Source organism: Chitinophaga sp. SVR4-12A, assembly GCF_056754765.1.
Map to the genome: position 1 here is coordinate 536,884 of NZ_JBPGWP010000002.1, position 13,715 is coordinate 550,598.

General features: G+C 49.1%; 9 protein-coding genes. 3 read left to right on the forward strand and 6 right to left on the reverse strand.

The genetic code is table 11. The features are described 5' to 3' along the window. Nucleotides 1-133: 133 nt before the first annotated feature. Nucleotides 134-2,506, reverse strand: coding sequence for an ABC transporter permease (locus ACR9Y8_RS28545; RefSeq protein ID WP_481216711.1), 2,373 nt, complete (start codon nt 2,504-2,506; stop codon nt 134-136). Nucleotides 2,507-2,712: 206 nt separating this feature from the next. After that, entirely contained in the window at nt 2,713-3,312 is a 600-nt protein-coding gene (locus tag ACR9Y8_RS28550; protein ID WP_481216712.1) for an FMN-dependent NADH-azoreductase, read from the reverse strand. Between the two features lie 390 nt (nt 3,313-3,702). Between ACR9Y8_RS28550 and ACR9Y8_RS28555 the strand changes: the two genes are divergently transcribed. From ACR9Y8_RS28555 to ACR9Y8_RS28565, 3 genes are all read left to right on the forward strand, one after another. Continuing rightward, nucleotides 3,703-3,891 (forward strand): hypothetical protein, encoded by a 189-nt coding sequence (locus tag ACR9Y8_RS28555; RefSeq protein ID WP_481216713.1) that lies wholly within the window; start codon nt 3,703-3,705, stop codon nt 3,889-3,891. A 74-nt stretch (nt 3,892-3,965) separates the two neighbouring features. Then, entirely contained in the window at nt 3,966-4,712 is a 747-nt protein-coding gene (locus tag ACR9Y8_RS28560; protein ID WP_481216714.1) for a hypothetical protein, read from the forward strand. A gap of 277 nt (nt 4,713-4,989) precedes the next feature. After that, entirely contained in the window at nt 4,990-6,216 is a 1,227-nt protein-coding gene (locus ACR9Y8_RS28565) for a sialidase family protein (RefSeq protein WP_481216715.1), read from the forward strand. Between the two features lie 158 nt (nt 6,217-6,374). Here the strand turns inward: ACR9Y8_RS28565 and ACR9Y8_RS28570 are convergent, their stop codons facing one another. The 4 genes from ACR9Y8_RS28570 to ACR9Y8_RS28585 form a co-directional block, all read right to left on the reverse strand. Then, nucleotides 6,375-7,364 carry a glycoside hydrolase family 43 protein gene (locus ACR9Y8_RS28570; protein ID WP_481216716.1) on the reverse strand — a complete coding sequence of 330 codons (990 nt, stop codon included), beginning with the start codon at nt 7,362-7,364 and terminating at the stop codon, nt 6,375-6,377. Between the two features lie 127 nt (nt 7,365-7,491). After that, on the reverse strand, nt 7,492-9,027 hold the full coding sequence (locus ACR9Y8_RS28575) for a RagB/SusD family nutrient uptake outer membrane protein (RefSeq protein WP_481216717.1): 1,536 nt from the start codon (nt 9,025-9,027) through the stop codon (nt 7,492-7,494). Between the two features lie 19 nt (nt 9,028-9,046). Beyond that, a complete protein-coding gene (locus tag ACR9Y8_RS28580) occupies nt 9,047-12,376 on the reverse strand; it encodes a TonB-dependent receptor (protein WP_481216718.1) in 3,330 nt (1,109 codons plus the stop codon). Between the two features lie 201 nt (nt 12,377-12,577). Next, nucleotides 12,578-13,660, reverse strand: a complete 1,083-nt coding sequence (locus ACR9Y8_RS28585; RefSeq protein ID WP_481216719.1) for a FecR domain-containing protein — start codon at nt 13,658-13,660, stop codon at nt 12,578-12,580. Nucleotides 13,661-13,715 lie beyond the last annotated feature (55 nt).

Here is a 13,715-nt window from a genome sequence, read left to right on the forward strand (position 1 = left end):
TAAAGGGCAAAGGGAGGGAGAGGTGAAATTTATATCAAAGATGGAGAAGATTATAAAGGTCATCGAATGTAAAAGGGCAGGAATTGTTCCTGCCCCTATCACGTTGCATAGATATATACTGTTGATTAAATGGCTACTCCGCTTTCAAACTCTTCACCGGGTTGGCCAGTGCTGCTTTAACAGACTGGAAGCTTACCGTTAATATGGTAACCCCCAAGGTGCTGATGCCAGTTACCGCAAAGATCGACCACCATTGAATGGTATCCCTGTAAGCAAAATCATTCAGCCAGGCATGCATGGCCCACCAGGCCACTGGCCCGGCAATCAGTACAGACAGCATTACCAGCGCCAGGAAGTCTTTTGAAAGCATGGCGGTGATATTCACCACACTGGCCCCCAGCACTTTCCGGATGCCGATCTCTTTTACTTTGGCGTGTGCGGCGTAAGTAGATAATCCGAAAAGCCCCAGGCATGAAATAAAGATGGCGATGATAGTGAACAGGTCAAACAGCTTTCCGGTACGTTGTTCTGAGCGGTAGAGCTTATCATAGCTTTCATCGAGGAAAGTATATTGCATGGGGAAGCCCGCGTTGTATTGCTGCCATACTTTTTCTACCGCTTTAATGGCTTGCGCTGCATTACGGCCGCTGGTCCGTACCAGCAGGCGATGGCTCTCCGGCTGATGATAGAAAATAAAGGGCTGGATCTTCATCCGTAACGACATGAAATGAAAATCTTTTGCCACGCCTATAATGGTGCCGGTAGTACCGCTGAAGGTGATGCGTTTGCCGATGGGATCTTTTATACCTGCTTCTTTTACGGCCGTTTCATTAAGGATGAAATGGGCCGAATCGGCTGCTGAGCCGGTGAAGTTTTGTCCGGCAGCCATCTTTAAACGGAAGAAGGGAAAGAAGTCTTTGTCGATACCTGCCGCGTGGATAAAGTAGCTCATATCCGGATCTTTTCCATCCCAGTTGATATCCAGCGTAGCGCCCGGTATATTGATAATATTGTTAGTGGAAGAAGTGATCCCTGTGATGGCTGGTTCTTTTAGCAGCTCCGCTTTCACGGCGTCATAATGCCTGTTCATATTTCGCATGTTCAGCGTAAACACGTGAGACTTGTCATAGCCCAGTTCTCTCTGCCGGATAAAATTCAGCTGCCGGTTAATAACCAGCGTACCGATGATCAGGGCGGCGGAGAACGCAAACTGGCAAACCACCAGTACTTTACGGAGGGCAGTGCTGCCAACGCCGAAGGACAGTTTTCCTTTAAGCGCCATCAGGGGTTTAAAGGAGGAGAGGAGCAGTGCCGGATAGAAACTGGAGGCGATCAGTGTAAGTGTCACCGTTGCGCCTATTACCATCCACAGGTGGGAAGCGGCCAGGCTGAGGTGGATATGTTTCCCCGAAATGTTGTTGTACAGCGGCATTAACAATGCCATTAAACCAAATGCCAGGCAGAGGGCAATGGTGAAATAGAGCATGGTTTCTATAATGAACTGGATCATCAGCTGCCGCCTGGCAGCGCCGATGATCTTACGAATGCTTACTTCCCTGGAGCGGAGCACTGCCCTTGCGGTGGAGAGGTTCACATAATTGATGCATGCAATCAGCAAAATGAGTGCAGCTACAATGGAAAAGATCTTCACCGTTTGCATAATGGTAGAGCTGCCATCCGGCGCATATAAATGTGTAGCGGTAAGGGCTTGGAGCTGGTAAGCGCCTACATCAAGGGGTTTGAGATCAGGCTGATGCCGGATGTTGATCTTTGTAAGACCGTCTTCCACTGATTTGAGTGATACACCGGGTTGCACCTGCAGGTATACATTCCATCCGTAATTGCCCCAGTCCTCATCCAGCGACTTACGGAAGCCGGTGCCGTCATAACGTTTTTTATACAGTTCAGTAGAGAACAGCATATCCGCTTCCAGGAAGGTGTTTTGCGGAAAGTTCTCTACTACGCCGCTCACGGTGAAGGTATATTTATTATCTGCCAGCAGGGTTTTGCCCATGGGGTCTTCCTCTCCAAAATACTTCTTCGCGGTGGCACGGGTGATGATCACCGATTGTGCATCGGGAAAAGGATTGTGCGCATCGCCTTTCAGTAAATGGAAATCAAACATGCTGAAGAACGAGGGGTCGGTAAATACCATTGGTCCTGCTTCCAGTGTTTTGTCCTGGTATTTGAACACGGTGTAGTCCGAATTTTCCGTGATTCTCACCGCGTTCTGTATGCCCGGCACTTCCTTCAGGCCAAGTGTGGCAATCGGGGCCTGTACAACCGGGTATACGCCGCTGCTGATGCCTGTGCCAATCTTGGTATTGATGCGATAGATCTGGCCGGCTTTGCGGTGGAACTGGTCGTAACTCAGTTCATCATTCACCCACAGGAGAATGAGCAGGCCTACCGCGAGGCCAACCGTAAGGCCGGTGATGTTCAGCAGGCTGTAACGCTTGTTATTGAGCAGGTTCCGCCAGGCTGTTCTGAAGTAGTTCCTAAGCATAGATGGAGGAGATTATGGAGACGGGGTGCACTAATAGGATGCCGGATTTTAGTGCTTTGTTATTCAACGGCTTATGGGGGAGGGGCGTGGAGGATTGTCCGGTATGGGACAAAAGGGTGTTCAGTAATGAACATTGGGAAGAAGAAAGACAAGACTGCAGTATACAATTACTGCAGTCCTGCCCTTGTATGCTTACGGTTGTTGCTTTACACTGCGATACTATTCACTGCATTTTCCAGCGCAGTTTCCTTTATCCCCGGGAGGGATGTTCCTTCTGCGCGTACCACTGTCACATCTGTAATGCCGATAAAGGCGAGAAAGGTCTTTAAGTACGGAACTACAAAATCCCTTTCCTGCATGGGCCCTTCAGAATAAACAGCTCCTGATGAGGTGGCGATGTATACCTTCTTTCCTGTTACCAAACCTTTAGGTCCGCCCTCGCCATAACTGAAAGTGACGCCCGCTCTTCCTATATGATCCAGCCAGGCTTTCAGCGAAGAATGAATGCTATAGTTATACATCGGCGCGCCGATCACAATAATATCCGCGTCAAACAATTCTTTGATCGCCTCGTCAGAGTGCTGCAGCGCTGCTAAATTTTCAGCGCTTCTGGCTTCCGGCGGAGTAAAGAAAGACGTGATATGCGCTTCTTCCAGGTGAGGGAAATGTTTGTTGACCAGGTTATATTCTTTCACAGTGCTGCCCGGCCAGGTGGCCTGCAGTTTTTCTATGATCGCGTTGCCCAGCCGGATGCTGTAGGAAGCATTGCCCCTGGGACTTGAAATTACGTGCAGTATCTTTTTCATATTTTTTGATTTAGCTGAAACAAAGAGGTCCCCTTACGGATATTTTGATCCGTTCAAAGGATGGTTTAATAAAAAGTTCGGGTAGTAGTGCTGCCGGAACGGAGAAGCCCGCTACGCGGTCCGGTATTTGGTTACCCGGTAAGTAATTTTAATTGCCTTCATGATCTTGTATTTGATGAGGCAAAATTATCCATATCAGCTGGTATATTGTCGCAGGTATCCTGAAGGTAAGCGCTAACCTTTGGGTTAGCAGGGGTTAAAAAGCTCCCCCAAAGGAGAGTCATTACCGCAGGTATTCATGAGAGTGAGATTTGCAGTGTGAGAAGGAGAGAAATTTTTGGAGGCATATTGGGGAATACGTAATTTAGTGAGTGATAATAAATTGGTGTTATGTCGAATGTTAGAACATCAAAAAAGTGGTTGGCCATCGTGGCAAAAAATGATGGCACTGAACAAGCGATCATGCGCGCAATGATCGAGCATGGAGATAAATTTTCTTCAAAAGAAGGAATAAAAGTTACAGTGAATGGCATCCGCTATACAATTAAAGACGCTACCAAGGAACCTCCTACAATGTAAGTTAACCATCTTTATGCACCAGTAAGTTCCATTGTTAGTTTAACTATCATCCATTAGTAATAAACCAACCACAAATGAATATTGCATTAAGCGCAGTAGTTATTTTTATACTACTGATGCCTCCCATTGTTTTCTACCTGAGTTTCTCCTACGGCCGTTATCCTAAAGCCAAGCCTAAATTTACATTGCTGGATGGAATACTTGCGTCTGCGATTATTTCATTATTTGTTCATGCGCTGGCGGTTCTTTTATTAAAAACGGAAGTCCGGTTTGATATATTGATGAAAGTCTTCGGGGGAGAATTGAAGGACCTGGAAAATAAAATAGCAAACAAGGACATTAGGCACTGCCTGAAAAATTTTGCACTATACAATTTTACGCTGCTGATTATTTTTACTATGCTGGGCAGGCTAATAAGGCATTTTGTGATACGATTTGACCATAACCATGTACAAAGCGAACTGTTAAGGCTAAATAATCGCTGGTGGTATTTTTTTAACTGCTATGAGAATGGTAGGCGATTTCTTGACCTGGTATTTGTAGATGCGGCTGTGGAAACTAAAGAAGGAACAATTATTTACACAGGATGGCTACGGGATTTTGTATGTGAGGGCGAAAAATTGGACAGGATCTACCTTAATTGTGTAGTCAAAAGAAAGCTAAAGTTAAATAAGGATGGAAATGAAGAAGTGGAAACAAAGCAATCATCTGCAGTACCTATCGCTGAGGGAAAATTTTCGCTGCCATACGATAATATTATTAATCTGAATGTCCGTTTTCTTAGATTGGAAATAGAAGTAACAGAGAAAACCGACAACTAAATTATTTATGTTAATATGTATGACAAATAGAATTATTTTACCTACATTTGAAAAGACACCCGTGCGCTTGCAGAGAATAAGTATCACTTGAATACAGCCATTGACCTATATACTGTACTAACAACAAACCTATATTAGCTGTACGTAGTACTTATTCTCCCCTTATAACATTCCAGTATTTCACGGTTATGAAAGATCCTCCGCCGGATCTGTCCAGCCCCGCTGTTTCCATACCGGAAATAAGCCATTGTATTTTCTTGACCTAAAATCCATACCCATGCAGATCAACACCCTTTGCTGCCTGCTACTTTTGTTCAGTGCAGCCTGTAAGAACAGCCTGGTGGCGCCTATCAACCCCTCAGCCAACAAAACACCTATGGTGAAGGCCAGCGGCGAAGTGTCCATCCTGGCCCAGGTACACGATTACCAGGTGCTTTTTGACGGCGGAACAGGCGGCTATCATTCCTTCCGTATCCCTTCTATTATCCGGACCACCAATGGTACGCTCATCGCCTTTGCAGAAGGCCGGATGGCGAGTAACAAAGATTACGGGAACATCAATCTCGTGTACAAAAGATCATTTGACAACGGAGCTACCTGGGGCGCGCTGGAAGAAGTGGTAGGAGCAGGACAAGGCACCTGGGGAAATCCCACCGCCGTTACCGACGCTACCACCGGCAGGGTATGGCTGTTCATGTCATGGAACGATGCCACGCACAACCAGGGAGGTACCGACGGATATGAACCGATCGACTCCTGGGGTGAAAGAAAAGTGTATGTTTCCTACAGCGATAATAACGGCGACACCTGGTCTGCCCCTGTGGATATGACCAGTACACTCCTGCCGCCCGGCTTCGCCTGGGATGCAATGGGGCCTGGCATCGGCATCCAGACCAAACACGGTCCGCATCCCGGCAGGCTGATTATCCCCGCCTCCAGGAGGAATATTTATAGCGACGATCACGGCGCCACCTGGCATTACCAAATGCTTCCAGATGGTTCCGGCGAGGCCACTATTGTAGAGCAGCCAAACGGTACCCTCATACGCAACGATCGTCCGGGTACCAACCAGTTTAACACCGCCAAAAGGCGCTGGATCTCCAGGGGCTCTATTGAGAACGGCTTCTCTGCCTGGGCGCCTGATAATACCCTGCTGGATCCCAAATGTGAGGGCTCCATACTGCGCTATACAGACGAGCCCAGCCGCATCTATTTCCTGAACCCCGCCAGCACAGAAAGAAGATGTAAAATGAGGATTCGTATCAGTTATGATGAAGGCGCTACCTGGCCCATCAGCAGGAGAATACATGACTGGCTGTCTGACGACGCCACCTGCGATAATGGAAAGGGCGGCTACTCCAGCCTCGTAAAAACAGCGGATAACATGACCGGCGCGCTGATAGAGATCAATGAGAATGTGAATGCCAACAGTACCAGCAACCGCTCTATCGAGTTTCACAAGTTCAACCTCTCCTGGATCCTGAACGGGGCCACTGAGCCATAAGTATTTAGCCCTATACAACAAAGCTCCGCCTCAATGGTGGAGCTTTGTCTTTATTGATGCTGCAATGCATCATTACCGGTATCATTTACCTGTCCTTCAGGTAACCGGTATGTTGTGGATTATCTTACTGAAGGGAGCGCAATATGCGTACCAAATTTTTACCTGGATACCTGCGGCCAGCCGTCTTTGTAGGTGATGCGGCTGATGCACATTACGCGCGGGCCTTTTGCCTGCGGGTGCATGGCATGATACGCGATCCATTCATTACCCTCGTCGTCTTTAAAGATCGAGTTATGGCCCGGGGCCAGCCAGCGGTCGTCTTTTTCCAGTATAGCGCTGCTGTTGGTGCCGTTGGTTTCTCCCAGCCTTACAAACGGACCGGTGGCATGATCTGCCCTGGCTATCAATACTGCGTAGCTGGGGTTATCGCCGCAGCAGTTATCACCGGAATAGTAGAGGTAATATTTGCCATCATGGACACTTACCCAGGCGCCTTCTATCAAATGACTGTACTTGTCTTCCTGTTTCGCCCATAATACCGGCTGCGGCTGGGATCCGGGCTTAAAGCTTTTCCAGTCGTCTGCCATCTCCTGTACGCGGATAGGCTGGCCGTCAGAACCCCAGTACAGCAGTTTTTTTCCTGTCTCCGGGTCGGTGATGGCCATGGGATCGATATTGCCGAAACCTGTGCCGCTACGCAGCGGCGTGCCTTTATCAATGAAAGGGCCTTCCGGCTTATCAGCAAAGGCCACGGCCAGGCATTTGTTGGTCTGCTGTTCGTCTGACTCGGCAGAATAGAACATCACATACTTTTTCATGCTGCTGTCGTAGAGCACATGGGGCGCCCAGAAATCCTGTGTGGTGGCCGCCCAGGAAGGCTTTTGCGGCAGCGCATCCCCTAGTATGATCCAGTGCTGCAGATCGGAGGAAGATGCCACCTGGATATTGATCGTTTTACCATTATACAGGGTTTGCGTGGCGTAAGCATAGTATTTGCCATTCGCGCGGATAACGGTGGGATCAGGAAAATCCTGGTCCAGCACCGGGTTGCTAATGCTGGTATCCCTTGGTGGATGGCCTGCGGCAGGCATATCGGGTGAAGAACAGCCATGAATGCTGAACAGTAACAGTAGGGTGGAAAGCTTCATGATTGAAAGTTTGATGTTTGAAGTTTGAGGTTTGAAGCTGGTTGGAGCTTAGCGGTGCTGGATGTGTAGGCTATTACAGCATACTTTCCGGACCTTCAGACCTCAAACTTCAAACCTCAACCTTTGTTTACCAGTTCGGGTTCTGATGCAGGTGCACGTTGATATCCAGCTCAGACTGCGGTATGGGCAGCAGGTTATGTTTACCGGCCTGGAAATTCTCAAAGTCAGGGTCTCTTTTGGCTACGGCGCTCACTTTTGCAGCATCGCCCAGGTCGCCCCAGCGAATGAGATCGTTCCAGCGGGTGCCTTCTCCGGCCAGCTCGCAGATGCGCTCATGTTTGAGCTGCTGCAGGAATTGCTCCTTGCCCAGGCCGGGTTTTACTACGGATAGTTTAGCGAGATGCGCGCGTTCTCTTACCTGGTCTACATAAGGATAGGCCGCAGCAGTTTGACCGAGCTCATTCAGGCATTCTGCATACATCAGCAGCACATCGGCATAACGGATCACACGGAAATTGATAGGAGAGTAGTAGTTGCTGAAATCTCTCCAGTAATCATCCAGGTACTTATGGAACCACACTTCCCGGTTATCAATGCCATACCGGTCTTTAAATGTTTTACCATACACCATTGTGAAGGCCGGTCCTCTTTCATCCAGCGAGTCCCAGAGGCAGGTGATGGCCAGGCGCGGGTCACGTTTACCATCTATTGTCTTTTCCTGCCTTAAAGTATCCACTATCCAGCGGCGGCATTGGCCATCGCTCCAGCCTACACCGCGCGGGCCAAAGAACTGTGAGCGCTGGTTGCCGGAGGCGGAGTTGGGGGCATCTGTATCAGGGCCGCCGATGTTCGCATCAGAGAACTGCACTTCAAATACAGACTCTTTATTATTCTCATGCAAATGAGTAAAATTATCCTGGTAATTTTCCATCAGGCCATAATTACCTTTGCCTTCGCCCGTCACCAGCCAGTCGAATGCGGCTTTCGCCTTATCGTATTTATGCTGCTGCATGTACAGCTTACCCAGCAATGCGTAAGCAGCGCCTTTGGTGGCGCGGCCAACTTCACTGCCACTGTATTGCACAGGCAGATCAGGAATGGCCTCTGTCAGGTCCTTTTCTATCTGTGCCCAATCCTGCTCCTGTGTGGAATATTCCGGTAAGTCAGTAGGCTCAGAGGGTGTAAGCTGTAAGGGAACATTGCCCCAGAGACTCGTTAGGTTGAAGTAATACAATGCACGGAGAAATTTTGCTTCGCCCACGTATTGCTTCTTCTGTGTTTCATCCATCGCTATACCAGGTACATTTGTGATAACCTGGTTGGCGCGGTAGATGCCCTGGTAGTGATGCAGCCATACATGGATGCCGCAATCGAAGTTGTAGTTAACTACAAGGAACTTCTGCCAGTTCTGTAGTTCCAGCCAGGGGCTTCCGCTGTAGCCTTCATCTGAGCGCAGGTCGAAGTTAAAATGGATCCAGCGGGCATAACCGCCGATGCGGTAAAAGCTGCCGTAAACGGCATTAACACCGGCTTTGGCGTCCTGCCCGGTTTTCCAGAACTGGTCTACCGCCGGTGTGTTCGGGTTTTCTACCTCCAGCTTGTCGGTACAGGCTGAAAGCAGCAGGCAGATTAAAAGACTTATATGAAAAAGTGATCTGTTCATGACTGTTGATTTGAATGGTTCAGAATCCGCATTGGATACCAAATGAGATGATCCTGCTGGCCGGGTAGTTACCGGCATCATGTCCTCTTTCCAGCACAGAGGCGGCAGGATCAGGATTGCCTACTACATCAGGATCAAGACCGGTATAGCCAGTGAAGGTAAGCAGGTTCTGTCCGCTTACGTATATCCGTGCATGAGAGAAGCCTACCCTGCGCAGCAAAGTATTAGGCAGGGTGTATCCCAGTTCTACGTTACGCAGCCTTACATAAGAACCGTCCTCTATCCAGCGGTCAATATCGCCACGCGTATTGAACTGGATGCCCAGCTCATTGCTGTAGGCAATACGGGGGAAGTCTGTATTAGGATCTTCCGCTGTCCAGGGCTTGATGCCCCTGCGGTAGTTGGAGTTATCGTCAAAGCGGTCCATTACGCTGCGCACGCCGTTGAACAGTTTATTGCCGAAATTGCCGTACAGCATCAGCGAAAAGGTAAAGTCTTTATAGGATGCGTTGAATGCAAGGCCGGCCTGCAGTTTAGGCCATGGGCTGCCTACATAGGTGCGGTCATCATTATCAATGATCTCATCTCCGTTTACATTTACATAGCGGATATCGCCAGGTTTGGCAAAGGGTTGTACCTTATAGTCGTCGATCTCCTTTTGGTTCTGGAAAATGCCGTTAGACTTCAATACATACCATTCACCGATCGAACGGCCTATTTCACTGCGGGTAAGCCCGGTAGCAATATAGGTTCTGCCGGCGCCCAGGTTACCCAGTTCGATCACCTTGTTTTTTATGGTGGTGAAATTGCCGCTCACATTGTATTTAAATGCGCCCTTGTTGTTGCGATAAGTTATGCTTACTTCTACGCCGGAATTGCGCAGGGAGGCGGCATTGGCAAAGGGATTACCGCCATCGTTGCCCGTAGTGCCGGCTATTGGCAGCTGCACCAGGATGTCTTTTGTGGTAGCCCGGTAATACTCTCCTGTTATATCCAGTGAGTTATTCAGGATGGAGGCGTCAAAGCCTATGTTGAAGGTGCGTTTCTCCTCCCATTTAATATCCTGGTTGACGAGCGAAGTCTGAATAGCGCCGGCCTGGATGCTCTGCGACTCGCCAAACACCGCGTAGGGGAAGAGGTTCAAAGAAGGAATGCGTGCATAGTTCGGAATGGTAGAAGTATTACCCAGCACGCCATAAGAAGCCCTTAATTTCAGATCAGTGATCCAGGGCACTTTGAAGAATGCTTCCTTGCTGATACGCCAGGCCCCTGATATAGAAGGGAAATTACCCCAGCGGTTGTCTTTACCAAAACGGGAATCGCCGTCCCTGCGGAAGGTGAGTGACAATAAATAGCGCTGTGCATAGTCATAGTTCAGCCGTCCCAGGTAGGAGAGTGTCACAAATTCATTGCTGTAACCATCTATTGTCTGAAGGGTGGTACCAGCGTTGAGCTGGTCGAAATAGCGGCCCGCAGGGTATTGCGCAATGTTCTGTTTACCTGCGCCGGTCAGTTCATAGTTCACATCACGATAGCTGATACCAACTACACCGTTTATATTATGCTGACCGAATTGCTTGTTGAAGTTCAGCGTATGCTCGTATAGCATGGAGAGGAATTGCGCCCGGTTCTCATATAAGTTAGAAGGATCCACGGGCTGGTTATAGGTCCAGGAACCTACTTTCCGCAACGACTTAAAGTGATCGAAGCTCGTCTCTATGCCCAGGTTGAATTTATAGAATAACCAATCTACCGGACGTAATTCAGCGTAAGCATTTCCCCTGATCCTGAAATTATACTGATCGCTTTGTATCAGGTTATTAATGGCAACAGGGTTAGTGCCGAAGGTATAAGCCTTGTCGCTGCCATAGCCGTAACCGCCGGGATTGTTGGCGTCGTACAGCGGGATTACGGGCAGCATCCTTACCATGTCGTAGAAGGGATTTCCTTCCATCCTGTCTTCATGTCCATTGGTGAGTGAAAGGTTCTCGCCAATGCGGAACATGCCGCGGGTGCCCTCCGTATTCACGCGCAGGCTCACACGATCAAAGGAGGTGCCGATGATGGTGCCGGTATTTTTAAAATAGTTGCCGGAGATGAAGTAGGTGGCATTCTTGCTGCCGCCGGAGAAGTCCAGTCCATAGTCCTGGTAAGAACCTGTACGCATTACCGCATCCTGCCAGTCGGTATTGATATCAGGATTGAACTCCGTAGACACGCTGGCCATGGGCTGTCTGCCGCCGTTGATATAGGCTGTTTTGTTCAGCTCTGCAAACTCCCGGTTATCGGTCAGGTCCCATTTCTTTGGTATTTTCTGGATGCCGTATTTCGCGTTGAAGTTAACGCGCATAGGGCCTTCCTTGCCTCTTTTGGTAGTGATGATCACTACGCCGTTGGCGGCATTGGCGCCGTAGATGGCAGCGGCGGAAGCATCTTTCAGCACCTGGATGCTTTCCACATCAGCAGGGTTAAAATCCCGGTTACCGTAGGAGATCAAACCATCTATTACGAAGAGCGGATCGTTGTTATTCAGGGTACCTACACCGCGGATCTCTATCTTGGACTCCTGTCCGGGGCGGCCGCCGCTTCGTACATTCACGCCCGTAGCCAGGCCCTGGATGGATTCACCGATGGTGGTGGCGGTCACGCGCTGGGCTTCATCTGTTCTTACTACTGATACAGCGCCGGTAAGGTCTTTCTTTTTAACGGCCTGGTAGCCGATCACCACGATCTCGTTCAGTGATTTATCACTGGGCTGCATAACAACGTTAATAGAACTGCGGCCGTTCACGGGTATTTCCTGTGTTTCATAGCCGATGTAGCTGCACTCCAGTACGGCATCATCCGGTACGTTCAGTTCAAATTTTCCGTCAACATCGGTTAGCTTACCGATGGAGGTGCCTTTTACCTTAACGGTAACACCCACCAGCGGCTGCTGATCCGGTCCGGTAATGCGGCCATTTACTTTCACGTCGGCAGTAATTTCCCCGCGGGGCGTGATCACTACCAGGTTGTCTTCCAGCAGTTTGTATTCCAGGCTGGCAGGTTTCAGCACCTGGTCCAGCACGGCGAATACGTCTGCCTGTTGCACCTGTACGCTGACATTGTTCCTGTCTTTCAGGCGCCGGTCGCTGAAGAGAAAGTGATAGGGCGTTTGAGACTCTATCATGGCCAGCACTTTTTTTATACTGGCATCGCTGACATGCAGGGATACTTTTTGCGAGTGCACTTTAGCGGATAGTTGAAGACAGGCCGTCAGAATAATGAGGAAAGTAAATTTCATAACAAAGATGGCTCTTAGCAGCGCACGCCTGTCCCGGTAAGCATGCACCAGTTGCTTTTTTTTCATAACTTTAGGAATGTTAGTGAATAATGGGAAACGCTGAGCTCTTACCTTCAGGCGCTTCCTGTAAAACTAATCGACGGGGAATGGTCGCACATTTCCCGTTTTTTATTTAGTTGTCAGTTATCAGTTGTCAGTTGTCAGTGATTATCGCGGATATTTATTCGAATTGTAACTGACAACTGACAACTGTCAACTGTCAACTAATCAGTAAATTACCACATGACCATTATCGATTTTGTATTTAAAAGGTTCTGTTAATTGAAGGGCTTTGAGCGCTGTTTCCAGCTTCTCGTTCCTGAAGATACCGGTGAAGCGCAGGTTGGCCAGGTCTTTGTCTTTGAACTCGATCTCCACATTATACCAGCGTTCCATCTGGAGGGCCAGGTCTTCAAAGCGTTCGCTCCTGAAGATCAGCCGGTCTTCTGTCCAGGCGGTTTCTATCATGGCACTGTCACGGTCCGGGAAATAAGTAGGCTTGCTGATCATCAGCGCCGGTTGCGGGTTGCCTGCTATGGTATCCGGCGGCGTATTCGGGATCACCAGCTTTTCATTGGGTTTCAGGCGGATCTTGGCATCCGGTCTGTCTTTCAGTATCACTTCTATGGCGCCCGTTACCAGGGTAGTTTCATGCTTCAGATCATCCGGGTAGGATTTCACATTAAAGGAGGTGCCCAGTACACGAATAGTCATCTTGCTGGTGCTGATCAAAAAGGGCTTATCTGCATCGGGGGCCACTTCAAAAAAAGCTTCCCCGCTCAGGAACACTTTTCTTTCCTTGCTGTTATCAAAGTTTTCCGGGTATTTCAGTTCGCTATCGGCGTTCAGCCATATTACGCTGCCATCGGCCAGCATAATACGGGAACGGTTGCCTTTATTATTGTGCTTACTGGCCATAGGGGCAGGGGGCAGGCCTGGCTGCTGACGAAAATATAAGCTAAGCAGGTAAACGCTGCCGGCCAGGAGGAGGAAGAGGGCCGCTATTTTGAGCCATCGGAAGGACCGGCCCTGTTGGTACTCAGGAAGCGGTACCACCGGTGTTTCAGGATCTGCCCACTGCGCAGGGTCTGCCTGTTTGATATTATCTACCAGGCGGGAAAAAGCCTGCTGGGTAATACGGTTCTGATCCTGCTCGTCCTCTTGCTGTTGCCAGAAGGCCAGCAGCAGGCGCCTGTGTGCGGCCAGTTCCGGGTCGGCGGCTATAGCGGCCTCCATCACGGCGCGTTCTTCCGCAGTGAGGGAGCCCTGCAGCTCTTTGGATAATAACCAGGAGAATTGGTCCGCGTTCATTGAAAAAATTGGCTTGTTATAGGGTTAGACACAAAAAAGAGAGGAACTACGTATT

Excerpts from the sequence above, each read along its gene's own strand:
- ACR9Y8_RS28545 (WP_481216711.1), bottom strand. The coding sequence starts at position 2,506 with ATGCTTAGGAACTACTTCAGAACAGCCTGGCGGAACCTGCTCAATAAC.
- ACR9Y8_RS28550 (WP_481216712.1), bottom strand. The coding sequence starts at position 3,312 with ATGAAAAAGATACTGCACGTAATTTCAAGTCCCAGGGGCAATGCTTCC.
- ACR9Y8_RS28555 (WP_481216713.1), top strand. The coding sequence starts at position 3,703 with ATGTCGAATGTTAGAACATCAAAAAAGTGGTTGGCCATCGTGGCAAAA.
- ACR9Y8_RS28560 (WP_481216714.1), top strand. The coding sequence starts at position 3,966 with ATGAATATTGCATTAAGCGCAGTAGTTATTTTTATACTACTGATGCCT.
- ACR9Y8_RS28565 (WP_481216715.1), top strand. The coding sequence starts at position 4,990 with ATGCAGATCAACACCCTTTGCTGCCTGCTACTTTTGTTCAGTGCAGCC.
- ACR9Y8_RS28570 (WP_481216716.1), bottom strand. The coding sequence starts at position 7,364 with ATGAAGCTTTCCACCCTACTGTTACTGTTCAGCATTCATGGCTGTTCT.
- ACR9Y8_RS28575 (WP_481216717.1), bottom strand. The coding sequence starts at position 9,027 with ATGAACAGATCACTTTTTCATATAAGTCTTTTAATCTGCCTGCTGCTT.
- ACR9Y8_RS28580 (WP_481216718.1), bottom strand. The coding sequence starts at position 12,376 with ATGAAAAAAAAGCAACTGGTGCATGCTTACCGGGACAGGCGTGCGCTG.
- ACR9Y8_RS28585 (WP_481216719.1), bottom strand. The coding sequence starts at position 13,660 with ATGAACGCGGACCAATTCTCCTGGTTATTATCCAAAGAGCTGCAGGGC.